Below are 20,706 nucleotides of genomic sequence, written 5' to 3' on the forward strand. Positions count from 1 at the left end.
GTCACAGGGTCTTGAGGAAGGCGATCAGCGCGCGCTTGTCCTCGTCGCCCAGGACTGGCTCGGTGCCCCAGGCGCGCTCGTCGGCGCTCAGGCCCTCGGTGCGGTTGAACTCGGCGGTGCCGAAGTAGTGGCCGCGGTTGACGACGAAGTCCGGGCACTTGCTCAGCGCCAGCAGCGGCTTCTTGAGGTTGGCGAGCCGGCGCGTCAGCTCGGCATCGTCGGCCTCGCGCGGCGCGCCGAGCAGGTCGAGCTTGAGCTTGATGATGGCCTCGGCCGCATCCTTCGCATGCGTGGCGATGACGGCCGGGTCGCTGCTTTCCGAGCGCAGCTTGATGTTGGCCAGCAGGTTGACCGGCACGCCCTTGGGGATCGGCCCGAGCGTCAGTCCGCCCGTCTCGTCGACCCATTGCGGCAGGTGCTCATGCAGCCAGTGGCGGGCCTTGTCCTGCAAGGGCTGCAGCGACTCGGGCAGGTAGCCGAAGGGGATGGTGATCTGGCTGCGCTGCGTGGTGCGGTCGATGGTGCCGGGCACCCGGTCGCCGAGCAGGCTGTCGCGCTCGCGCTTCTCGGGCCACAGCAGCTGCTCGATCGACGCATCGAAGACCTTGACCCGCGCGGCCACCGATGGATCGGTGTCGAAGGGGCCGAGGCTGTTGTTGAGCAGCAGCGGCCCGGTCGACCAGGCGCTGATCAGCGAGGGCACGCGGGTGTAGCCACGCCCGCCGGCCGGCATCGCGTAGGGCGAGGGCTCGGCGGTGTACGGGTCCTGCACGGTGATGGTGCCGACCGAGGGCAGGGCCTTGTAGTCGCTCGACGAGAAGTTGTCCCAGATGTTGCCGCCCAGCGCATTCGTCGCCAGCGGGCTGCAGGCGTTGGTGCGCAGCAGCGTCACGGGGATGCGGGCCTCGGTCGACAGGTAGTTGTCCTTGAGGAAGTCGGGCGCCTGCACCACGCGGCGCATCTGCGCCTTGTAGTCGTCCGACTGGGTCCACTTCCAGTAGCGCCTGAAGCAGTCCAGGTAGCCCGCGCCGGCGCAGGCACGCGGCTCTAGCGCCAGCTCGGCCGGCGGCGTCGGGCCCTTGCTGGAATGGCAGCGCGCGCAGGTCTCGGCGAAGACGGTCCTGCCGCGTTCGAGCCTGGCGGCGTCGGCCGTCAGCAGGGCCGCGCCGCCGGGCGCGTCCTTCAGGCGGTCGGGCTGGGCGGCCTTCAGGAAGAACAGCGCGGTGGCCGGCGTGCCGGCCTCGGTGGCCTGCCAGTAGGACGAGTTCTTCTGCGCGTCGGCGATGCGGATCGGCGTGATGGTCTTGCCGCCCAGCACCGGGTTGAAGTGCAGCAGCCATTCCTCGCTGAACAGGCCGATGTTGAGGTAGACCCGGTTGAGCGCGCCCAGCAGGCCGACCGAGTCGGCCCCGTCCTTGAGCACGTGCGGCGTGCGCGCGATGGCGCCGGCCTTGTCGTAGAACTCGCTCAGCGGGCCGGTCGGGAACAGGTCGTTGAGCTGGCGGTTGTCCAGCTCGCCGCCGGCCAGCTGCTCATGCCACAGCAGCTTGCCCACCGCCAGGCGCGAGGCGAAGTCGTAGACCGCGTTCATGGTGCGCGGGTTGTTGATGCTGTCGGTCGAGACCAGCGAGGTGTCCATCGCGCCCGGCCGGTAGGTGTGGGCCAGCTGGTACATGTAGTTGGCCTGGCCTTCGGGCCTGGCGGCGTTGTGGATGAACAGCCGGTCGACCCACATGTACTGCGCCCCGACCGAGGAGCTCAGGTTGACGTAGGCCGGGTTGTTCGGATCGGCCGGCGGATGGATGGGGCTCGGGCCGACATGGCAGAAGCCGCAGGACATGCCCACGCGGTAGGGCCGCACCAGGTCCTTGCGGTTGTAGTAGGACGGGTCGGTGTAATAGCGCTCGGCATCCCATGCCTGGGCGGCCTTGGCGTCGAAGGCCGGGTTGGGGAAGAGCCGCAGGCCCATGATCCCGGTCGGCTCGCCGTAGAACGAGCCGACCGGCTGGACGCTGCCGTCGCCCAGCGGCTGGCCGCGCGAGCCGATCGCCACGCCGGGGTACTTCTTCTCGTCGGCGAAGGGGTCGGGTGCGCAGTCCTGGCGGCGCCGGTCCAGCCAGAGGCCCCGATGGGCCTTGTCGGCGGCCTGGGCGGGCTCGAAGCAGGGTTCGTTGACGAGGCCCAGGTAGGACCAGCGGTTGCTGCGCGAATAGCCCAGGCTGGGGTGCGAGCTGATGACCTTGAGCAGGTCGAAGGCGCCGTAGGTGTACTGCGTCATCTGCTCCCAGAAGCGGTCGTTGCCGCCGCTCCAGACCAGCCACATGTTGCGGCCGGCCTCTTCCTGCGGCGTCAGCGCGACGCCGTTGTCCATGTCGCGGAAGTAGGGCTCGCTCGCATGCGTGAACGACGCGCCGCTGCGGCCGGCCAGGCGGGCCTCGTCCAGCACGGTACCGGGTTCGGGTGCCCTGGAACAGGCCACCAGCAGCAGCGATCCCGCGCCAGCTGCGACGCTTCGGGCCCACGTTCCTGCACGTCGTGCGGTGCTCGATGCCATGACCTCTCCTTGATCGGGAAGCCGGGCAAGCATGCGCCTGCCGATCGATGCTGGCAAACGTGGAAAAGGGCGAAATCCGCAGTTTTGTCACATCGGGCGCGGATGTCTGGATCGGCATCGTTTGCGCCGTCCAGGCGAGGCCTCGCCGGTGCCGTCCCCGGTGCAGTCTCCGGTCGCGCCGCTCACCAGCCTTCGACGGCCACCGCGTCCGGTGCGGCCGCATCGGCCTCGGGCCGCGGGCGTCGCCGGGCCGTGCCCAGCGCCGACAGCAGCGCGGGTTCTGCCACGCAGGACCGGTCGCGGCCGGCCGCCTTGGCCTGGTAGAGCGCCATGTCGGCCAGGTGGACCAGGTCCTCCGGCAGGTGGGACATGCTGGCGTCGGCGATGCCGAAGCTGGCCGTGTAGGCCGGGACCTGGCCGGCGCGCAGGGCCCGCGCGAGCTGCTCGCGCAGGGTCTCGACCACCTCGACGGCGGCGGCCGCGTTGGCGTAGGCCAGCAGCAGCGTGAACTCCTCGCCGCCCCAGCGGCCGGCCAGGTCGGCCTGGCCCAGCGTGCTGCGCAGCACGTCGGCGAAGACGCGCAGCGCGGCGTCGCCGGTGGCATGGCCGTGTCGGTCGTTGAGCAGCTTGAAGTGGTCCAGGTCGCACATGACGACCGCGTAGGCCTTGCCGCTGGAGGCCAGTTCGCGCAGCCGCTGTTCGGTGCTGCGGCGGTTCGGCAGGCCCGTCAGCGGGTCGGTGGCGGCCTGCAGCTGGGTCTTCTCGAAGGCCCGCACGGTGCCAATGCGCATGCCCAGCTGGCTGCCCAGCATCGTGACCTGCTGGACCTGGTCGGCGCTGAAGGGCAGTCCCGGGCCGGCGGCGGCGTGCAGCACGCCCATGGACCGGCCCATGAAGGACACCGGCACGCAGACGGCCGAGCGGGTCTCGCAGGCGCGACCGCGCAGGTGCTCGCAGGCGTGCAGGTCGGTGCTGCTGTCGAAGGTGACGGCGCTGCCGCGCCGCACCGCGACGCAGTCGTAGGGCGAATGCACCCCGCAGCCGGGTGCGCCGACGTCCGGATGCTCGGCGGCGCGCGCCATCTGGGTCCGGCTGGAGTCGGAGATCAGCAGCTCCATCGGGTGTGCGGCGGAGACCTCGGTCATCGCCCGGCTGGCGACGGCGCAGACCTGGTGCTCGCGGTCGGCCATGTCCAGCGCATCGCTCAGGCGCTGGCCGAAGGCGGCCAGGCGGGCCTCGCGGCGCATGTCGTCGATCATGGCGTTGAGGCTGCTGGCCATGCGGTCGACCGCCGCGCCGAGCGCGCCCAGCTCGTCGTGCCGGCCGGTGCTGGCGCGGCGCGTCAGGTCACCGTCGGCAATCGCCTGGGCGACGCTGCACAGCTCGCCCAGCCGGCGCCGGATCGCCAGCGTGATCAGCGCGACGATGGCGCTGGCCACCGCGATCGTGACCAGGCAGGTCCAGACCAGCGACTGGCGCGCCAGCGTCGCCTCCTGCGCCGCCAGGGCCTGGGCTTCCCGCAAGGCCACGCCGATCTGCTCGCCCTGCTGCTGCAGCTCGTCGACCAGGTGGCGGAACTGCTGGTCGAAGGCCGGCAGGCTGGCCAGGGCGACCTCGCGCTGCTCGACCGCGCGGTGCGTCAGGTCCAGCGCCGCCTGGCCGTAGCTGCGCGCGGCCAGCCGGTTGCGGTGCACGCGCTCGACCAGCGCGGCGGGCAGCTCGTCGAAGGTGGCCAGGCGTTCGAGCGCGTCCTCCAGCTCGCGGGCGTCCTCGGCGACGTGGCGCAGCACGTCGTCCTGGGCCAGCTGCGGCACCTGTCCGACCAGCAGCGAGGCCAGCACGTCCGCACGCAGCGCGTCATGGACCATGTCGGCCTGCTTGTTGAGGTGCAGCGCCTCGGCCAGCCGCACCTGGCGGGCCTGGGCCTCGTCCTGCTGCGAGGAACTGCGCCACGCCAGCATCGCCAGCAGCAGCAGGGCCGCGACCACGGCTGCGTTCAGCGTGACCAGCTTGGCCCGCAGCGACATCGCGCTGGCGTAGGACGTCATGTTCATCACGACATGTTCGTCGCGATGCGCCCGGCATTGATGCAGGTCATGGCTTGCAGATGGGCCGGGCGTGGCATATGGCCGTGGAAAGTTGACCAGGCTCAGATCACCGGCCGCAGCGTCTGCGCCGTCTCCAGCAGCGCCGGCACCAGCCGGGTGACGATCTGCTCGGGCGGCCAGGCGGCGCTCTGCAGCGTCATGCTCAAGGCGCCCTTGCAGGCGCCGTGGCGGTCACGCAGGACCGTGGCGACGCCGGTCAGGCCGACGTCGAGCTGGCCGACCGAGATCCAGTGGTCCTGTCGACGGGCCTGGCGGACCTGCTCGATGAAGGTCTCGGCCGTGACCACGGTGCTGGCCGTGAAGCCGGCGAACTCGTGTTGGGCGACCCACTTCTGCAAGGCCTTGTCCGACAGGGTGGCCAGCAGCACGCGGCTGGTGCTGACCACGTGCGCCGGCACGCGGGCGCCGGCATGGAAGCCGATCGACACCACCCGAGGCGTGTTGCTGCGGGCAACGTAGACGACCACGTGCCCGTCGAGCTCGCTGACGTTGACCGTCTCGCCGGTGGCGGCCGACAGGCGCTGGATGAAGGGCTGGACCAGCCGTGGCAGGCGCGCGCTCTCCAGGTAGCTCTGCCCCAGCCGCAGCACCCGGGGCGTCAGCCAGAAGTGCTTGCCGTCGGTCGCGGCATAGCCGAAGTGGCACAGGCTCAGCAGGTGCCGTCGCACGGCGGTGCGCGGAATGCCGGTGCGCTGGTGGACCTGCGCGGCGGTCATGCGGGCGTGCTCGTCGTCAAAGGACTCGATGACCTGCAAGCCACGGCCCAGTCCGGCGATCAGGTCGGCCGGATCGATCGGGAAGGCGGCCTCGCCGGCCTCGATGGTCTCGACGGCGGCGGCCGGAACGGTTCGACGGGACCCCGGGGTAACCATGATTTGATCCGATCACCGGACAACACTGTCCGATTATCGGACGTGGCGGTGGCCCAGCCGCTATCGGTGCAAGCCCTGGGTTCCTACAGTGCTTCCATGCGCCGCAGCGACCTGCCAGCGGACGCTGCTTGAAGCCGACGAGACCGTCGGCACCGCCCCATCCCCGCATCCGGAGACCTGCCATGAAGACCCTGCGCCGCCTGTTCACCCTCACGCTCCTGGGCACCGGCCTGCTGGCCGCCGGCATCGGCCATGCCGCCGACATCGAGAGCCGCACGATCAAGTTCCCGTCCGCCAGCAACAAGGGCCATCCGCAGGTGGTCGGTGTCGAGAAGTTCGCCGAGCTGGTGGCCCAGAAGAGCGGCAACAAGCTGGCCGTCAAGCCCTTCCCCGGTGGCGCGCTGGGTCCGGACCTGCAGACCGTCTCGGCCATGCAGGGCGGCACCGTCGAGATGACGGTGATGAATGCCAGCCTGCTGGCCGGCAACGTCAAGGAAATGGCGGTCTTCGACTTCCCCTTCCTGTTCAACAACACCCGCGAGGCCGATGCCGTCGCCGACGGCCCGGTCGGCCAGAAGCTGCTGGACAAGCTGCAGGAACGTGGCCTGGTCGGCCTGGCCTACTGGGACCTCGGCTTCCGCCAGGTCCACACGATGAAGCGCGTCATCGCCAAGGCCGACGACTTCAAGGGCGTGAAGATGCGCGTCATCCCGACGCCGATCTACGTCGACTTCATGAAGGCCCTGGGCGCCTCGCCGGTGCCGATGCCCTTCACCGAGACCTACGCGGCGCTGGAGCAGGGTGCCATCGACGGCATGACCAACCCGCTGCTGAACATCCTGGACGGCAAGTTCAACGACGTCTCCAAGCACCTCACGCTGACCAACCACATGTACACGCCGCAGGCGGTCGTGGTGAGCAAGAAGTTCTGGGACAAGCTCTCGCCGGTCGAGCAGAAGATCCTGCGCGACGCCGCCAACGAGACGGCCGTGTTCCAGCGCAAGTTCGCCCGAGACGAGGCGACCAAGGTCCTGGCCGAGCTGCGCAAGGCCGGCATGACCGTGCATGAGCTGCCCCCGGCCGAGATCGCGAAGCTGCGCGAGCGCGCCCAGCCCGTGATCGACAAGTACACCCGCGACCTCGGCCCGATCGTCCAGGAGACCTATGCGGCCGTGGAGAAGGTGCGCGCCGGCAAGTGATCCGGGCCGGCGGCGCCGCGTCGGTGCCGTCGCCTCACAGGTCGAAGTTGGTCGGCATCATCACCACGTCGCGGATGGTCATGCCGCGCGGGCGGGTGAGCATGAAGGTGACGACCTCGCCGACCTCGCGGGCGTCGAGCAGGCTGCCGGAGTCGCGGGCTTCCTGCAGCTTCTCGGCCGGCCAGTCGGCCAGCAGGGCCGTGATGACCGGTCCGGGCGAGATCGAGCCGACGCGGATGCCGTGCTTGAAGACCTGGCGGCGCACGGTCTGCACGAAGCAGTTGATGGCCCACTTCGACGAGGCGTAGACCGGCTCCCAGGGCGTCGGGAAATGCGCCGCCAGCGAGCTGGTGATGATGATGTCGCCGCTGCCGCGCTCGATCATGTGCGGCAGCACGTCGTGAACGTTCTTCATCACGACGTTGATGTTGAGGTTCAGCATCCGGTCGATCGCGGCGTTGTCGTTGTCGACCAGGTCGCCGCCGACGTAGCTGCCCGCGTTGGCATGCAGGATGTCGAGCCGGCCGGCCAGCTCCAGCACACGCGGCAGCAGCGTGGCGCAGTCCTTCGGGTCAAGCAGGTCGATCACCAGCGGGATCACCGCGTCGCCCAGGCGCGCGCGCATCGCCTCCAGTGCGGCGCGGTCGCGGTCGATGCAGACCACGCGGGCGCCCTCGGCCAGCATGGCCTCGGCGCTGGCCAGGCCGATGCCCGATGCCGATCCGGTGATGGCCGCGACCTTGCCGTTCAACTTGCCTGTCATGTGCTTGCTCCTTCTGGGTTGCTCGATGGGATGGGTCTCTCCGCCGGCCGCAGCTTGCGGTGCAGCCCGCGCGGGAACACGCGGGTGAGCGGCTGGCGGGTGCTGGCCATGTTGGATGTCGTCGTGTGCAGAGGGGCGACATCCGACGCGGTCGGGGGATGTCTCGGTGGGCACGAACGATAGTCGGCCACACGGCATCCGCCGATATCCGGCATGAGCCGACCGATACTTTCCTGCACGCCACCGTCGCGGACAAACACCGAGGCGGGAGCCTCGTTGAAGGAAGGGCGGGAGCCTCGTTGAAGGAAGGGCGGGAGCCTCGTTGAAGGAAGCGCGGGCGCCTCGTTGAAGGAAAGGCGGGCGCCGCGCGGCAGGCGGCCGCACCAAGCAAAACGCCGACCCTGGGGTCGGCGTTCTGTTGTCTTCTTCTGGACGCTGCGGCTGTGGAGCCACCGCGACGTCATGTCTGGCGCGCCCGGCTGGGATCGAACCAGCGACCCTTGGCTTCGGAGGCCAATACTCTATCCACTGAGCTACGGGCGCGAAAAACGAGAGTCTAGCAGGCTTGGGGGCGGTGTCTGCACGCAACACCGAGGGCCGGGACCGCCCCCCTATAATTCCGGGGTTTTGCGCACCGTGCAACGGCCGCGCGGCGGATTCAACACTTGAGGACACCATGAGCGACGCTCAACACGCCCACGACGCACACGAAGGACATGAGGCACATGAAGGCCCGATCAAGACGCCCAACCAGCTGATCGCTGCGGTCGTCGCCGCCTTCGTCGTTCCCATCTTCGTGATCGTGCTGCTGGTGAAGAACGTGGGCAGCGATGCCCGGGTCGGCGCAGGCGTCGACGCGATGGGTCCGGAGGCCACCGCGGCCCGCATCCAGCCGATCGGCCAGGTCGCGATCAAGCTCGAAGGCGGTCCCGCCAAGTCTGGCGAGGACGTGTTCAAGGCCCAGTGCACCGCCTGCCACACGGCGGGCCTGGCTGGCGCGCCCAAGTTCGGCGACAGCGCGGCCTGGGCCGCACGCCTCGGCACCGGTCTGGAAGCGCTGGTGACCTCGGCCCTGAAGGGCAAGGGCGCGATGGGCGCACAAGGCGGCGGCGATTTCAGCGACTACGAGATCGCCCGCGCCGTGGTCTACATGGCCAACGCCGCCGGCGGCAAGTTCGAGGAGCCCAAGGCTCCGGCGCCGGCCGCATCCGCGCCCTGAGGATCGCCTGACCGGCGCGGCCCGCGAGCAGCGGCGGAGCGAGAAGAAGCCGACCCGAGGGTCGGCTTTTTTGTGCCCTTGTGGATTGACGTCCCCGTGGATTGACGTCCCTGCGGATGGCGCGCCGATCAGGCGTAGCCGTGCGGGTTGGCGGACTGCCAGCGCCAGGTGTCCTCGCACATCGCGGCCAGGTCGCGGCGGGCCTGCCAGCCGAGCACCTCGCGGGCGCGGGCCGGATCGGCCCAGCAGGCCGCCACGTCGCCGGGGCGGCGGGCAACGATGCGGTGCGGCAGTTCGCGGCCACAGGCGCGGCCGAAGGCGGCCAGCATCTCCAGCACGCTGACGCCCGCGCCGGTGCCGAGGTTGAAGACGTGCAGGCCGGCGCGGCCGTGGCCATGGGCCAGCGCGGCGAGGTGGCCATCGGCCAGGTCCATCACGTGGATGTAGTCGCGCACGCCGGTGCCGTCCGGGGTCGGGTAGTCGTCGCCGTAGACGCTCAGGAACTCGCGCCGGCCGACGGCGACCTGGGCGATGTAGGGCATCAAGTTGTTCGGCACGCCCTGCGGGTCCTCGCCGAGCCGGCCGCTCGGATGGCCGCCGACCGGGTTGAAGTAGCGCAGCGCGGTCAGCGACCAGGACGGGTCCGAGCGCGCCAGGTCTGCGAGGACCTGCTCGACCATCAGCTTGCTGCGACCGTAGGGGTTGGTGGCCGAGGTCGGCGCGTCCTCGCGCAGCGGCAGCACCGGCGCGTCGCCGTAGACGGTGGCCGACGAGCTGAAGACCAGCGTGCGCACGCCGGCGGCCTGCATCGCCGCGAGCAGCACCAGCGTGCCGTGCACGTTGTGGTCGAAGTAGCTCAGCGGTTGAGCCACCGATTCGCCGACCGCCTTCAGGCCGGCGAAGTGGATGACCGCGTCGATGCGCTCGCGCACCAGCAGGTCGTCGAGCAGCGCGCGATCGCGGATGTCGCCGCGCACGAAGGCCGGTGGGCGGCCGGCGACCTCGGTGATGCGATCGATGACGCCGGCCTTGGCGTTGTGCAGGTTGTCCAGGATCACCGGCCGATGGCCGGCCGCGATCAGCTGGAGGCAGGTGATGCTGCCGATGTAGCCGGCGCCACCGGTGACGAGGATGTTCATGTCGTCCTTCTCAACCCTTGGATGCGCCGAGCGTCAGGCCGGCGATGAACTGCTTCTGCATCAGGAAGAAGATCGCCACCGGCGGCAGCGCCGCGACGATGGAGCCGGCCGACACGAGGTGCCATTGCGCCACCCACATGCCGTTGAGCGACTTCAGCCCGCCGGTGACCGGCATCGCGTGGTCGCCCTGGATCAGCACGGTCGACCAGAAGTAGTCGTTCCAGATGAAGGTGAAGACCAGCACCGCCAGCGCGGCCAGCGCCGGGCGGACCAGCGGCAGCACGACGCGCCAGAAGATCTGCACCTCGCTGGCGCCCTCGATGCGGGCGGCCTCGACCAGCTCCATCGGCAGGTCGCGGATGAAGTTGCGCATGAAGAAGGTGCAGAAGCCGGTCTGGAAGGCGATGTGGAACAGCACCAGGCCGGTGATCGAGTCGTACAGCCCCATGCGCAGGCTCAGGTCGCGCACCGGCACCATCAGGATCTGGAAGGGCACGAAGTTGCCGCCCACGAAGATGAAGAAGACCAGCAGGTTGAGCTTGAAGCGGTAGACGCCCAGCGCGAAGCCGGCCAGGCAGGCCAGCGAGACCGCGCCGATCACCGTCGGCAGCGTCACCATGAAGCTGTTGGCGATGTAGCGCAGGATCGGCGTGTTCGTGAAGACGGCGGTGTAGTTCTCGACCACCTGCCACTGCGTGGGCAGGCCCCAGTAGTTGCCACTGGCGATGTCGCCCTGGCCGCGCAGCGAGGTCAGTGCCACCGCGATGATGGGCAGCAGCCAGACGATCAGCGAGATCGGCAGCGCGACCTGGTAGAGCCAGCGCGTGCCGGCCGATGTCTTGGCGATGGGGGTCGGGAACATCAGGCGGTTTCCTTCTCTTGCTGGTGGATGCGCCACAGCACGAACAGGATGTAGACCAGCATGATCGCGAACAGCACCGTGGCGATGGCGGTGCCGTAGCCCATGCGGTAGCCGTATTCGGACAGCGCCTTCTCGTACATGTAGTAGGCGAGCACGCGCGAGCTGCCATAGGGGCCGCCCGAGGTCATGATGGAGATCATGTCGAAGCTGCGCAGCGAGCCGATGATGGTCACGACCACCGCGATGAAGGTCGCCGGCCGCAGCTGCGGCAGCACCACGTGGCGCAGCATCGACCAGCCCTTGGCGCCTTCGAGGCGCGCCGCCTCGATCAGGTCGGGGCGCAGGTTGTTCAGGCCGGTGAGGTACAGGATCATGCAGTAGGCCACCTGCGGGTAGAGGCCGGCCAGCACGATGCCGTAGGTGACCCAGTGCTCGTCGGCCAGCACCGAGACCGGGTCCATGCCGAACAGGCCGAAGATCTCGCCGACCAGGCCGTTGGCCGGGTTGTAGAACCACGTGAAGATCAGGCCGATGACGCCCTGCGAGATCACGAAGGGGAAGAAGAACATCGACTTGATCGCGCGGATGCCGAACACCGTCTGGTTCAGGAACAGCGCCAGGCCCAGGCCGATCGGCACCGCCAGCAGGAAGCCGACCAGCCAGATGACGTTGTTCTTCAGCGCGATGAAGAAGTCGGGGTCGGTGGCCAGCTCGCGGTAGTTGTCCAGGCCGATCCAGCGTGCCTCGCCCAGGCCGTCCCAGTCGTAGAAGCTCAGCGCGATCGACTCGACGATCGGCACGAGCACGTAGAGCGTGAACATCAGCGCGGCGGGCGCGAGGAACAGCCAGGGCGCGATGTCGCGCTGGTGGCGGGTCCACCAGGAGAACGTGGGGGGCGAGGGCGGTGGATTCATGGTTGGCTCTTGAAGTCCGATCTGGCGCGCAGGGACGAAGGGTTTGATCTGGCGAGCGGCGCACGGCCCGCATCGACCCGCGCCGCCGCCAGATCAGCCCTTCGTCATTTGTAGACGCGGCCGCGCACCTGCTCCAGGCGCTCCAGCACGTCCTTGCGCGACTCGGGCTTGATCATGTAGCGCTGGAAGCCCTCCATGCCGGCCTTGGCCATCTCGGCGGGCGCGTCGCGGTCGTAGAACTGGCCCAGCGCGTAGGCGCCCGACAGCATCGAGAAGCCGTCCTTGAGGTAGACGTCGGTCGGGCGCGTGGCGTCCTTGTTGACCGGCAGCTGGCCCAGGATCGCATTGACCTCGCTCTGCACCTTGGCGCTGGCGGCATAGGCCAGGAAGCGGCGTGCATCGGCCTTGTTCTTGGCCTTGGCGGGGATGTGGATGGTGTCGGTCGGGGCGTCCTCGGCCATCGGCACGTTGTTGATCTTCGGGAACTGCATGAAGCCGAGCTGCGCCTCGGTCAGGCCGGCCTTCTTCATCGGGTCGACCGCGAAGTTGCCCATCAGGTACATCGCGGCCTCGCCCTTGACGAAGGCGGGCACGGCGTCCTGCCAGTCGATGCCGGCGTGGTTGGCCAGGAAGTAGCCCGGCTTGGTCAGCTCGTCCCAGCGGTCGAAGACCTCGTTGACGCGCTTGTCGGTGTAGGGCACCTTGCCGGCGGTGAGGTCCATGTGGAACTCGTAGCCGTTGACGCGCATGTTGAGGTAGTCGAACCAGCCGCCGGTCGGCCAGAGCGCCTTGGTGCCGATCGCGAAGGGCGTGACGCCGGCGGCCTTGAGCTTGGCGCAGGCGGCCACCAGCTGCTTCCAGTCGGTCGGCACGGCGATGCCGTTCTTCGCGAAGATGTCCTTGCGGTAGTAGATGCCCCACTGGTAGTAGGTGTAGGGCACGCCCCACTGCTTGCCGCCGATGGTCATCGACGCGGCGGCCGACTTCAGCTTGTCCTTCAGGCCTTCCTTGGCCCAGACATCGGAGACGTCGTCGAACAGGTTGGCGTTGACGAAGGGGGCCATCCGGTTGCCGGCATACCAGGTGACGATGTCCGGGGGATCGGCGGTCAGGAAGTTGCGGATCGAGGTCTTGAAGCCTTCGTGGTCGAAGGTGTTGATCTTGACCGTCACGTCCGGATTGGCGGCCATGAAGCCTTTGGCCATCGCGTCCCACGCGGCCTTCGGCGCCGGGTCGGACGCATCGGTGTTGATCACCAGCGTGCCGGCCTGGGCGCTGACCCAGGCCAGGCCGGCCAGTGCCAGTGCGCTGAGTCGCGCCTTGTTTCGCATCGTCATCGTCAGTCTCCTGTTGTGGCAGGCCGCGAGGCCTGCGGTTCGGTAGCGGCGCCCGATGGGGACGGCGCCTGCTGCGTGTGCCACAGGGCGATGCCCCGAGGCGCCAGCGTCGCGCCGCCGATCAGCGGCCGGCTCGACGTGGTTGCGGAGTCCGCCGCGTCGGGCTGCCAGTGCAGCGTCGCGTCGGAGAAGTTGCAGGCCAGCACCAGCGCGCCGATGCGGCTGATGCGCAGGCCGTCGTGCAGCGGCTCGACCGCCAGCCCGGCGGCCTCGGCCGTGCGCTGCAGGGCGCTGCGCCAGCCGGATTCATCGAGCCAGCCGGCGACGTAGCGCAGCGCGCCGTCGCCGTGCGGTCGGCAGGTCAGCGCCGCACGGCCGTCGTCGCCGAAGACGGCCTCGACCACGACGCCCGCGTCGACCGCCAGGTCCTCGCGCCAGCGCGAGACCTCGCAGGAGGTCCAGCCACCGGCCAGGCCGGCCGTCGGCAGCAGCGTGACCGTCAGGCCCGGCGGCAAGGAGGCGACCCGCTGCACCGACACGCCGGTCGCATCGCGCAGTGGCCCGGGGGCCAGATTCACGGGGATGGACAGCCTGTCCGTCTTCGACCCGGCACGTGGCCCGAGCACGATCTGGGCACCGGCCAACGCGGCCCGCGCCAGGGCGGCCGCCAGGGCGTCGGCGACGTGCAGCTGGACCGGCAGCACGATCAGCCGGTAGCCGTCGAGCGAGGCCGTCGGCGCGACCACGTCGACGTCCAGCCCGAGCGTGCGCAAGGCGCTGTAGACGCGGAAGTGCAGCTCGATGGGCAGGTAGTCCGCGCCCTGCGGCTGGATCTGCGCCATCCACACGCTGGCGTAGTCGAACACCAGCGCGACGCGGTTGACGATGCCCGGCGCGGCCAGCGTCGCCAGCGCCTCGCCCAGCGTGCGCAGTTCCTCGCCGACCTGGCCGGCCTCGACGCCGCCCTGGTCGACGCTGCGGTCGGGCCGGTGCAGGCCGGTGTGCATCTGTTCCTGCGACCACGGCGCCTGGCGCCAGCGGAAGTAGCTGACCACCTCGGCGCCGTGCGCCAGCGCCTGCCAGGTCCACAGCCGCACCATGCCGTCGTGCGGGGCCGGGTTCCAGCTGGCCCAGTTGACCGGGCCAGGCTGCTGCTCCATCACCCACCAGCGGCCATGGGCCGGCGCGCCAGGCCGCACGCTGGCGCACATGCCGCGGTAGAGGTCATGGTGGAAGGCGGGGATGTCGGGGTGGCCGGTGCGGGCCAGCGCGGCCTTCTCGTCGGCCCGCAGGAAGAAGTTCTGCGTGAAGCCCAGCGGGTAGCTGTCCCAGGTGGCGATGTCGAGGTCGGCGGCCACCTCGTGGTGGTCGAACTCGGTGAAGAAGCCCATGTAGTTGTGCGACACCGGCCGGCCCGGCGACGCTTCGCGCAGGATCTCGCACTGCTCGCGGTTGAAGGCGCGGACCTCGGACGAGGCGTAGCGGCGCCAGTCCAGCCGGTGCGCCGGATGGGCCTCGGTGACCGTGCCGACCGGCGCGTCGACCTCGTCGAAGCTGCGGTATTCCATGCTCCAGAAGACCGTGCCCCAGGCCTCGTTGAGCGCCGCGACCGTGCCGTGGCGCTCGGCCAGCCAGCGCCGGAAACCGGCCTTGGCGGCCTCGGAGTAGCTCAGCACCGTGTCGTGGCAGCCGTACTCGTTGTCGGTCTGCCAGGCGGCGACGGCCGGATGGCGGCCGTAGCGTTCGGCCACCGCGCGGCTGATGCGGCGCGATTCGGCCCGGTAGCCGGCGTGCGAGAAACAGTAGTGGCGGCGCGAGCCGTGGCCGCGCGGCTGGCCGTTCGCGTCGACCGCGAGCATGTCGGGCATGGCGTCGACCAGCCACTTCGGCGGCGTCGCGGTCGGCGTGCACATCACGACCTTCAGGCCCTGCGCATGCAGGGTCTCGACCGCCTCGTCCAGCCAGGCCCAGTCGAAGTGGCCGGGCGAGGGCTCGATGCGGCTCCAGGCGAATTCGGCGATGCGCACCCAGGTGATACCCATCTCGCGCATGCGGCGGGCATCCTCGGCCCACCAGGCGCGGGGCCAGTGTTCGGGGTAGTAGCAGACGCCGAGTTGCATGGGGCGAAGGTTCCGTCAGGTGGAGGAAGCGTTCGTCGCGGGCCCGGCGCGTACACCGGGATGCGGTGCACGGATTGTGGTGCTAATAAAATTAGCGATAACTGGTGAAAACCCGCGTGGGCGATGAACGGATCATCAGCGTGGCGGCGCCCGCTGCGGGCGTTCCGGCGTGGCCCGGTCAGCGCCGCCGGACGGTCTCGCGCTCGACCAGCGGGCAGTCGATCTTGGTCAGCGCGCGGCGGCTGCCGCTGCTGCGCGTGCCGGCCTCGGCGCCGGCGGTCTCGGCCAGCAGGGCCTCGACCGCCGCCCGGCCCATCTCGTAGTTGGGCAGCACCATGGTGGTCAGCGGCGGGTGGGTGTGGCGCGAGATCTCCTGGTCGTCGTAGCCGATCACCGAGACGTCCTCCGGCACCTTCCTGCCGAGCTGGGCCAGGGCCTCCAGTGCGCCGATCGCCATCAGGTCGTTGGCGCAGAAGATCGCGCTGGGCGGACGCGGCAGCGCCATCAGCGCCATCGTGCCGTCGAAGCCGCCGCTGTTCATCCAGTCGCCGTCGCGCACCAGGGCCGGATCGAAGGGCAGGTCGGCGGTCGCCAGCGCGCGCCGGTAGCCCTTCAGGCGGTCCTTGGCGGCCTCCATCCAGGGCTCGCCGTTGATGAAGCCGATGCGGGTGTGGCCCGCACCGATCAGGTAGTCGGTCGCCGCATGGCCACCGCCAACCTCGCCCGGCACGATGGTCGGGAAACGCCCGCTGTCGTCGTGGCAGTTCAGCAGCACGGTGGGCACCTCGCGCAGGGCCTCGGGCACCTGGGCGGCCCGCGTGAAGATGGTCGAGTAGACGACGCCCAGCAGTTGCGGATGGGCCCGCAGCGCGGCGATCGCGGCGGCCTCCTGGTCGGCGTTGCTGCGGGTCACGCACACGCTCAGCACGCAGCCGTGTTCCCAGGCCGCGTCGCGCGCGCCGTCGACGCTGACGACCGGGTGCGGGCTGGTGGAGATCTCGTCGACCAGGTAGCCGATCAGGTTGCGGCGCGGCCCGGCGGCGTCGGCCGGCAGCACCTCGTTGACCGTGCCCTCGCGGCGCGGCAGGCGGTAGCCCAGCTCGACGGCGGCGCTCAGCACCTTGGCCCGGGTGGCGTCCGACAGCCGTGCGCTGCTGACGTTGTTGAGCGCCATCGAGACGGTCGACTGCGACACGCCGGCCGCCTTGGCGACGTCGGTCATGGTCGGGCGGCGGCTGGGCGGGGTGGTCGGCTTGCGGGGGGTCACGGTCGTCTCGGCGTCGTCGGGTGTGTGCGGGGCTGCAGGCTGCGAATTATTCGCGCTCCGCGGGCCGTGTTCCTGACGGCTGCCGAGCGCGGCGGTCGAGGTGTCGATCATGGTCCTGATGCTGATAGCTAATAAATTTGCTGATATTGGTGGAAACACCATGATCAGCGGTGACCGCCGTGCGTATCCTGCCGGCTAACACGCGTTAGGTGCTGACTGCAAATCCCCCGGACGAGCCGGATCCGCCCGACGCGCTGCCGTCGCCCCACCCGGCGTCCCCGTCCACCGTTCACCTGCCCCGCGCCACCGGCGCCGCCCCACCGAGGAGACATCCGCATGACCTTCCGCCGCCCCATCCGCCGCTCCCTCCGCCGCCACGCCCTGTCCGCCGCCGCGCTGCTCGCCAGCGCCGGCGCCGCCCATGCCGTCGACATCAAGTACGTGTTGTGGGACTCCGGCCAGCGCCCGGCCTACCAGCAGTGCGCCAGCGACTTCGAGAAGGCCAACCCCGGCATCTCGATCAAGATCAGCCAGCAGGGCTGGGACGAGTACTGGACCGGCATCTCGACCGGCTTCATCTCCGGCACCGCCCCGGACGTGTTCACCAACCACCTGGCCAAGTACCCCGAGTTCGCCAAGAACAACCAGCTGGTCGACCTCGCGCCGCTGGTGGCGCGCGACAAGGTCAGGACCGACGTCTACTCGAACGGCCTCTACGACATCTGGGGCCGTGACGGCAAGCAGTACGGCCTGCCCAAGGACTGGGACACCATCGCCTTCATCGTCAACATGGACGTGGCGAAGAAGGCTGGCGTGAGCCTGGCCGACCTGAACAACATGACCTGGAACCCGAAGGACGGCGGCAGCTTCGAGCAGATCGTCAAGAAGCTGACCCTGGACGCCAACGGCAACAACGCGCTGAGCCCGAAGTTCGACAAGACCAAGGTCGCGACCTACGGCTACCAGAACCCCGGCGCGGGCGGGATGATGGGCCAGACCGAGTGGAGCCACTTCGCGGTGTCCAACGGCTTCAAGTTCCAGGACAAGCCCTGGGCCGGCAAGTTCTACTACGACGACGCCAAGCTGGCCGAGACCATCCAGTACATCGCCGGCCTGCCGGGCAAGGGCGTGTCGGCGAGCGCCGAGGACGTCAGCAAGCTGGGCTCCGGCGGCATGTTCATGGCCGGCAAGGCCGCGATGATTCCGGAGGGCTCCTGGATGATCAACCACTTCGCCACCAACACGAAGTTCAACTACGCCTGGGTGCCGCTGCCCAAGGGCCCGTCCGGTGCGCGCGCCACCATGTTCAACGGCCTGGCCGATTCGATCTGGGTCGGCAGCAAGAACAAGGAAGAGGCCTGGAAGTGGGTCAAGTACCTGGGCTCGGAAGCCTGCCAGAGCGTGGTCGCCAAGGCCGGCGTGGTGTTCCCGGCGATCAAGGGCCTGCCCGACACCGTGACCGCCGTGCACAAGGCCAAGGGCATCGACGACTCGGCCTTCCTCGAGATGGCCAAGGGCAAGACCTTCCTGGCACCGATCGCCGACAACGGCTCGCAGGTCAACGAGCTGATGGCCAACGCGATCGACTCGGTGCTGCGTGGCAAGGCCCAGGCCGCGCCGGCCCTGAAGGACGCGAACGGCAAGGTCAACGCGCTGTTCAAGTGAGCGCCTGAGCCGCCCGGCTCACGCTCACCTTCACTTGTCTCCGAGGCGCTGACGGCAGGGACTCCGTCGGCGCGGGTTCACGTGCCGGAGCGGTCTGCTCCGGCACGTCTTTTGTCTTCAACGAGTCCCTGGAAGTACCCCACACCATGACCGTCGCCGCCTCGAACCGCCGCCTGAAGATCACGCTGATCGGTGCCGGCAGCACCGTGTTCACCCGCAACCTGCTGGGCGACATCCTGGCCTACCCGGAACTGGCCGGTGCCGAGATCTCGCTGCACGACATCGACGCGCACCGCCTCGCGTTGTCCGAGCAGGTCGCGCACCGCATCGCCGACGCGCTGGGTGCCCAGCCGGTCATCCGCGCCAGCACCGATCGCCGGGCCGCGCTGGACGGGGCGAACGTCGTCATCAACACCATCCAGGTCGGCGGCTACAAGCCGGCGACCGTGACCGACTTCGACATCCCGAAGAAGTACGGCCTCGAACAGACCATCGGCGATACGCTGGGCATCGGCGGGATCATGCGCGGGCTGCGCACCATCCCCGTGATGCTCGACATGCTGCGCGACATGGAGGCGGTCTGCGCCCCCGGCGCGATCCACCTCAACTACGTCAACCCGATGGCGATGATCACGTGGGCGCTGAACGCGTCGTCCACCCGCATCCCGACGGTCGGCCTGTGCCACAGCGTGCAGCACACCGCCGGTGAGCTGGCGCGTGACCTGGGCATCCCCGTCGAGGAGATCCAGTACCACTGCGCCGGCATCAACCACATGTCGTTCTACCTGCGCTTCGAGCACCAGGGCCGCGACCTCTACCCGCGCCTGCGCGAGATCCAACGCGACGGCGCGATGCCCGACTGGAACCGCGTGCGCTACGAGATGCTGCACCAGCTCGGCTACTTCCCGACCGAGTCCAGCGAGCACTTCAGCGAGTACGTGCCCTGGTTCATCAAGCAGGGCCGCGAGGACCTGCTCAAGAAGTTCAACATCCCGCTGGACGAGTACCCGGGCCGCTGCCAGGTCTTCGAGCACGCCTGGCCCTACATCGAGCGTGAACTCCAGAAGCCGGGCTCGCAGGACCCGGCCGCGCTGCTGGCGCAGCTGCGCACGGCCGGCATCCACGTGATGCCGCGCTCGATCGAGGACGCGCCACACATGCTCGAAGGGCTGCGCCAGGTCGTGCGCAGCGTCGAGTACGGCAGCTCCATCATCCATTCGGTCGTGACCGGCCAGCCCTGCGTGATCAACGGCAACGTGCTCAACCACCGGCTGATCGACAACCTGCCGCAGGGCTGCGCGGTCGAGGTGCCGTGCGTGGTCGACCACAACGGCGTGCAGCCGACGCGCGTCGGTGAACTGCCGGTGCAGCTGGCCGCGCTGATGCGCACCAACGTGAACGTCCAGGAACTGGTCGTGGCGGCCATCCTCAAGCAGGAGCGCGAGCACGTCTACCATGCCGCGATGCTGGACCCGCACACCGCCGCGACGCTCGACCTGGCGCAGATCCGCGCCATGGTCGACGAGCTGCTGGTGGCGCACCGGCCCTTCCTGCCGGACTACCTGCACGGCTGAAGCCGCGAGGGAGCCGGCCCCGACCCGAGAGCCCGTGACCGACACGCTGCGCACCCCCACCACCAGCGCCGAGGTCGCCCGCCAGGCGGGCGTCTCGCGCACCACCGTGAGCTTCGTGCTCAACGGCGTCGAGAACCGCGGCATCAGCGAGGCCACGCGCGACCGCGTGCTGGCCGTCGCGCGCGAGCTGGGCTATGCGCCCAACGCGGCGGCGCGCCAGCTGGCGGGCGGGGGCAGCGGCACCATCGGGCTGGTGATCCCGCAGGCCTCGCACCTCTACACCGACGTCTTCCTCTCGCAGATGGTGGCCAGCGTCAACGACGCCTGCCACCGCGAGGGCCTCAAGCTGCTGATCGAGTCGACCGAGGGCGAAGGCCGCGAGCCCGGCGGCTTCATCGGCCTGGTGCAGGCCCGCCGCATCGACGGCCTGCTGATCGTCAGCCCGCGCCGCGACGTCTACGACCACCTGCACCGCATCGCCGAGGCCGCCATCCCGCTGGTCGTGCTGGGCCGCGCACCGGCCGGGCTGGAGCACATCCAGGCCCTGCCGAGCAACAACACCGGCGCGGTCGGCGAGCTGATCGGCCACCTGCACCGGCTGGGTCACCGCCGCATCGGCCATGTGGCCTTTGCGCCGGCCGAGCTGCTGGCCTCGCATGAGCGCATCGGCAACTGGCGCGAGGCGATGGACAGCCTGGGCCTGCCGAGCGACGACGCCTGGCTGACCCATGCCGACATCAGCGCCGCCAGCGGCCTGGCGGCGACCCGCGTGCTGCTGGCGCGGCAGCGCGAGCTGCCGGCCGCGCGCCGCATCACCGCGCTGTTCGCCGGCAACGACACCATCGCCTTCGGGGCGCTGCGGGCGCTGGCCGAGGCCGGCCTGCGCGTGCCCGAGGACATCGCCGTGGTCGGCTACGACGACATCCCGCTGGCGGCCTATGCCAACCCGCCGCTGACGACGGTGCGCACCCACCCGATCGAGCAGGGCCAGGTCGCGGTGGCTCAGTTGATGAGCCAGCTGCGCAAGGCGCCGGCCGAGGCCGCGACCAGCGAGCAGACCGAGCCCGAGCTGGTCGTGCGCGCGTCCTGCGGAACCTTGCCGGGCGCCTGAAC

General features: G+C 69.6%; 15 protein-coding genes and 1 tRNA gene. 5 read left to right on the forward strand and 11 right to left on the reverse strand.

Translation table 11 applies throughout. The features are described 5' to 3' along the window. Position 1: 1 nt before the first annotated feature. The 3 genes from Q8X39_RS12385 to Q8X39_RS12395 form a co-directional block, all read right to left on the reverse strand. Complete coding sequence (locus Q8X39_RS12385) at positions 2-2,554, reverse strand: hypothetical protein (protein ID WP_305749994.1); 2,553 nt, start codon at positions 2,552-2,554, stop codon at positions 2-4. A gap of 182 nt (positions 2,555-2,736) precedes the next feature. Then, positions 2,737-4,608, reverse strand: coding sequence for a diguanylate cyclase domain-containing protein (locus Q8X39_RS12390; RefSeq protein ID WP_305749995.1), 1,872 nt, complete (start codon positions 4,606-4,608; stop codon positions 2,737-2,739). A gap of 95 nt (positions 4,609-4,703) precedes the next feature. Continuing rightward, positions 4,704-5,534, reverse strand: coding sequence for an IclR family transcriptional regulator domain-containing protein (locus tag Q8X39_RS12395; protein WP_305749996.1), 831 nt, complete (start codon positions 5,532-5,534; stop codon positions 4,704-4,706). Positions 5,535-5,716: 182 nt separating this feature from the next. On the opposite strand from Q8X39_RS12395, the gene Q8X39_RS12400 reads away from it, so the two are divergent. After that, on the forward strand, positions 5,717-6,733 hold the full coding sequence (locus tag Q8X39_RS12400) for a TRAP transporter substrate-binding protein (RefSeq protein ID WP_305749997.1): 1,017 nt from the start codon (positions 5,717-5,719) through the stop codon (positions 6,731-6,733). 34 nt (positions 6,734-6,767) lie between these two features. Here Q8X39_RS12400 and Q8X39_RS12405 read toward each other — a convergent pair whose 3' ends face one another. Together Q8X39_RS12405 and Q8X39_RS12410 are read right to left on the reverse strand one after the other, a co-directional pair. Then, a complete protein-coding gene (locus Q8X39_RS12405; RefSeq protein ID WP_305749998.1) occupies positions 6,768-7,496 on the reverse strand; it encodes an SDR family oxidoreductase in 729 nt (242 codons plus the stop codon). A 467-nt stretch (positions 7,497-7,963) separates the two neighbouring features. After that, positions 7,964-8,039, reverse strand: a tRNA-Arg gene (locus Q8X39_RS12410). 133 nt (positions 8,040-8,172) lie between these two features. On the opposite strand from Q8X39_RS12410, the gene Q8X39_RS12415 reads away from it, so the two are divergent. Next, on the forward strand, positions 8,173-8,715 hold the full coding sequence (locus Q8X39_RS12415) for a c-type cytochrome (RefSeq protein ID WP_305749999.1): 543 nt from the start codon (positions 8,173-8,175) through the stop codon (positions 8,713-8,715). Positions 8,716-8,843: 128 nt separating this feature from the next. On the opposite strand, the gene galE is transcribed toward Q8X39_RS12415, so the two are convergent. The 6 genes from galE to Q8X39_RS12445 form a co-directional block, all read right to left on the reverse strand. Then, positions 8,844-9,854, reverse strand: a complete 1,011-nt coding sequence (galE, locus tag Q8X39_RS12420; protein ID WP_305750000.1) for a UDP-glucose 4-epimerase GalE — start codon at positions 9,852-9,854, stop codon at positions 8,844-8,846. A 10-nt stretch (positions 9,855-9,864) separates the two neighbouring features. Beyond that, positions 9,865-10,716 carry a carbohydrate ABC transporter permease gene (locus Q8X39_RS12425; protein ID WP_305750001.1) on the reverse strand — a complete coding sequence of 284 codons (852 nt, stop codon included), beginning with the start codon at positions 10,714-10,716 and terminating at the stop codon, positions 9,865-9,867. Then, the gene (locus Q8X39_RS12430) at positions 10,716-11,630 is read right to left on the reverse strand and encodes a carbohydrate ABC transporter permease (protein ID WP_305750002.1); all 915 of its coding nucleotides are present in this window, start codon (positions 11,628-11,630) and stop codon (positions 10,716-10,718) included. The genes Q8X39_RS12425 and Q8X39_RS12430 overlap by 1 nt, the downstream gene beginning before the upstream one ends. A gap of 104 nt (positions 11,631-11,734) precedes the next feature. Continuing rightward, positions 11,735-12,967 carry an ABC transporter substrate-binding protein gene (locus tag Q8X39_RS12435; RefSeq protein WP_305750003.1) on the reverse strand — a complete coding sequence of 411 codons (1,233 nt, stop codon included), beginning with the start codon at positions 12,965-12,967 and terminating at the stop codon, positions 11,735-11,737. A 2-nt stretch (positions 12,968-12,969) separates the two neighbouring features. Further along, positions 12,970-15,087 carry a beta-galactosidase gene (locus Q8X39_RS12440; RefSeq protein ID WP_305750004.1) on the reverse strand — a complete coding sequence of 706 codons (2,118 nt, stop codon included), beginning with the start codon at positions 15,085-15,087 and terminating at the stop codon, positions 12,970-12,972. Positions 15,088-15,265: 178 nt separating this feature from the next. Then, the gene (locus tag Q8X39_RS12445) at positions 15,266-16,309 is read right to left on the reverse strand and encodes a LacI family DNA-binding transcriptional regulator (RefSeq protein ID WP_305750185.1); all 1,044 of its coding nucleotides are present in this window, start codon (positions 16,307-16,309) and stop codon (positions 15,266-15,268) included. A gap of 381 nt (positions 16,310-16,690) precedes the next feature. Between Q8X39_RS12445 and Q8X39_RS12450 the strand changes: the two genes are divergently transcribed. From Q8X39_RS12450 to Q8X39_RS12460, 3 genes are all read left to right on the forward strand, one after another. Next, positions 16,691-18,019: an ABC transporter substrate-binding protein gene (locus tag Q8X39_RS12450; protein ID WP_305750005.1), complete on the forward strand. Its 1,329-nt coding sequence runs from the start codon at positions 16,691-16,693 to the stop codon at positions 18,017-18,019. A 146-nt stretch (positions 18,020-18,165) separates the two neighbouring features. Beyond that, the gene (melA, locus tag Q8X39_RS12455; RefSeq protein WP_305750006.1) at positions 18,166-19,593 is read left to right on the forward strand and encodes an alpha-glucosidase/alpha-galactosidase; all 1,428 of its coding nucleotides are present in this window, start codon (positions 18,166-18,168) and stop codon (positions 19,591-19,593) included. A gap of 34 nt (positions 19,594-19,627) precedes the next feature. Further along, positions 19,628-20,704 carry a LacI family DNA-binding transcriptional regulator gene (locus tag Q8X39_RS12460; protein WP_305750007.1) on the forward strand — a complete coding sequence of 359 codons (1,077 nt, stop codon included), beginning with the start codon at positions 19,628-19,630 and terminating at the stop codon, positions 20,702-20,704. Positions 20,705-20,706 lie beyond the last annotated feature (2 nt).

Source organism: Leptothrix discophora, from assembly GCF_030705305.1.
Lineage (GTDB): Bacteria > Pseudomonadota > Gammaproteobacteria > Burkholderiales > Burkholderiaceae_C > Sphaerotilus > Sphaerotilus discophorus.

What these genes read in the sequence shown, in the direction of transcription:
- Q8X39_RS12385 (WP_305749994.1), bottom strand. Translation starts at nt 2,554, where the DNA reads ATGGCATCGAGCACCGCACGACGTGCAGGAACGTGGGCCCGAAGCGTC.
- Q8X39_RS12390 (WP_305749995.1), bottom strand. Translation starts at nt 4,608, where the DNA reads ATGAACATGACGTCCTACGCCAGCGCGATGTCGCTGCGGGCCAAGCTG.
- Q8X39_RS12395 (WP_305749996.1), bottom strand. Translation starts at nt 5,534, where the DNA reads ATGGTTACCCCGGGGTCCCGTCGAACCGTTCCGGCCGCCGCCGTCGAG.
- Q8X39_RS12400 (WP_305749997.1), top strand. Translation starts at nt 5,717, where the DNA reads ATGAAGACCCTGCGCCGCCTGTTCACCCTCACGCTCCTGGGCACCGGC.
- Q8X39_RS12405 (WP_305749998.1), bottom strand. Translation starts at nt 7,496, where the DNA reads ATGACAGGCAAGTTGAACGGCAAGGTCGCGGCCATCACCGGATCGGCA.
- Q8X39_RS12415 (WP_305749999.1), top strand. Translation starts at nt 8,173, where the DNA reads ATGAGCGACGCTCAACACGCCCACGACGCACACGAAGGACATGAGGCA.
- galE (WP_305750000.1), bottom strand. Translation starts at nt 9,854, where the DNA reads ATGAACATCCTCGTCACCGGTGGCGCCGGCTACATCGGCAGCATCACC.
- Q8X39_RS12425 (WP_305750001.1), bottom strand. Translation starts at nt 10,716, where the DNA reads ATGTTCCCGACCCCCATCGCCAAGACATCGGCCGGCACGCGCTGGCTC.
- Q8X39_RS12430 (WP_305750002.1), bottom strand. Translation starts at nt 11,630, where the DNA reads ATGAATCCACCGCCCTCGCCCCCCACGTTCTCCTGGTGGACCCGCCAC.
- Q8X39_RS12435 (WP_305750003.1), bottom strand. Translation starts at nt 12,967, where the DNA reads ATGACGATGCGAAACAAGGCGCGACTCAGCGCACTGGCACTGGCCGGC.
- Q8X39_RS12440 (WP_305750004.1), bottom strand. Translation starts at nt 15,087, where the DNA reads ATGCAACTCGGCGTCTGCTACTACCCCGAACACTGGCCCCGCGCCTGG.
- Q8X39_RS12445 (WP_305750185.1), bottom strand. Translation starts at nt 16,309, where the DNA reads ATGACCGACGTCGCCAAGGCGGCCGGCGTGTCGCAGTCGACCGTCTCG.
- Q8X39_RS12450 (WP_305750005.1), top strand. Translation starts at nt 16,691, where the DNA reads ATGACCTTCCGCCGCCCCATCCGCCGCTCCCTCCGCCGCCACGCCCTG.
- melA (WP_305750006.1), top strand. Translation starts at nt 18,166, where the DNA reads ATGACCGTCGCCGCCTCGAACCGCCGCCTGAAGATCACGCTGATCGGT.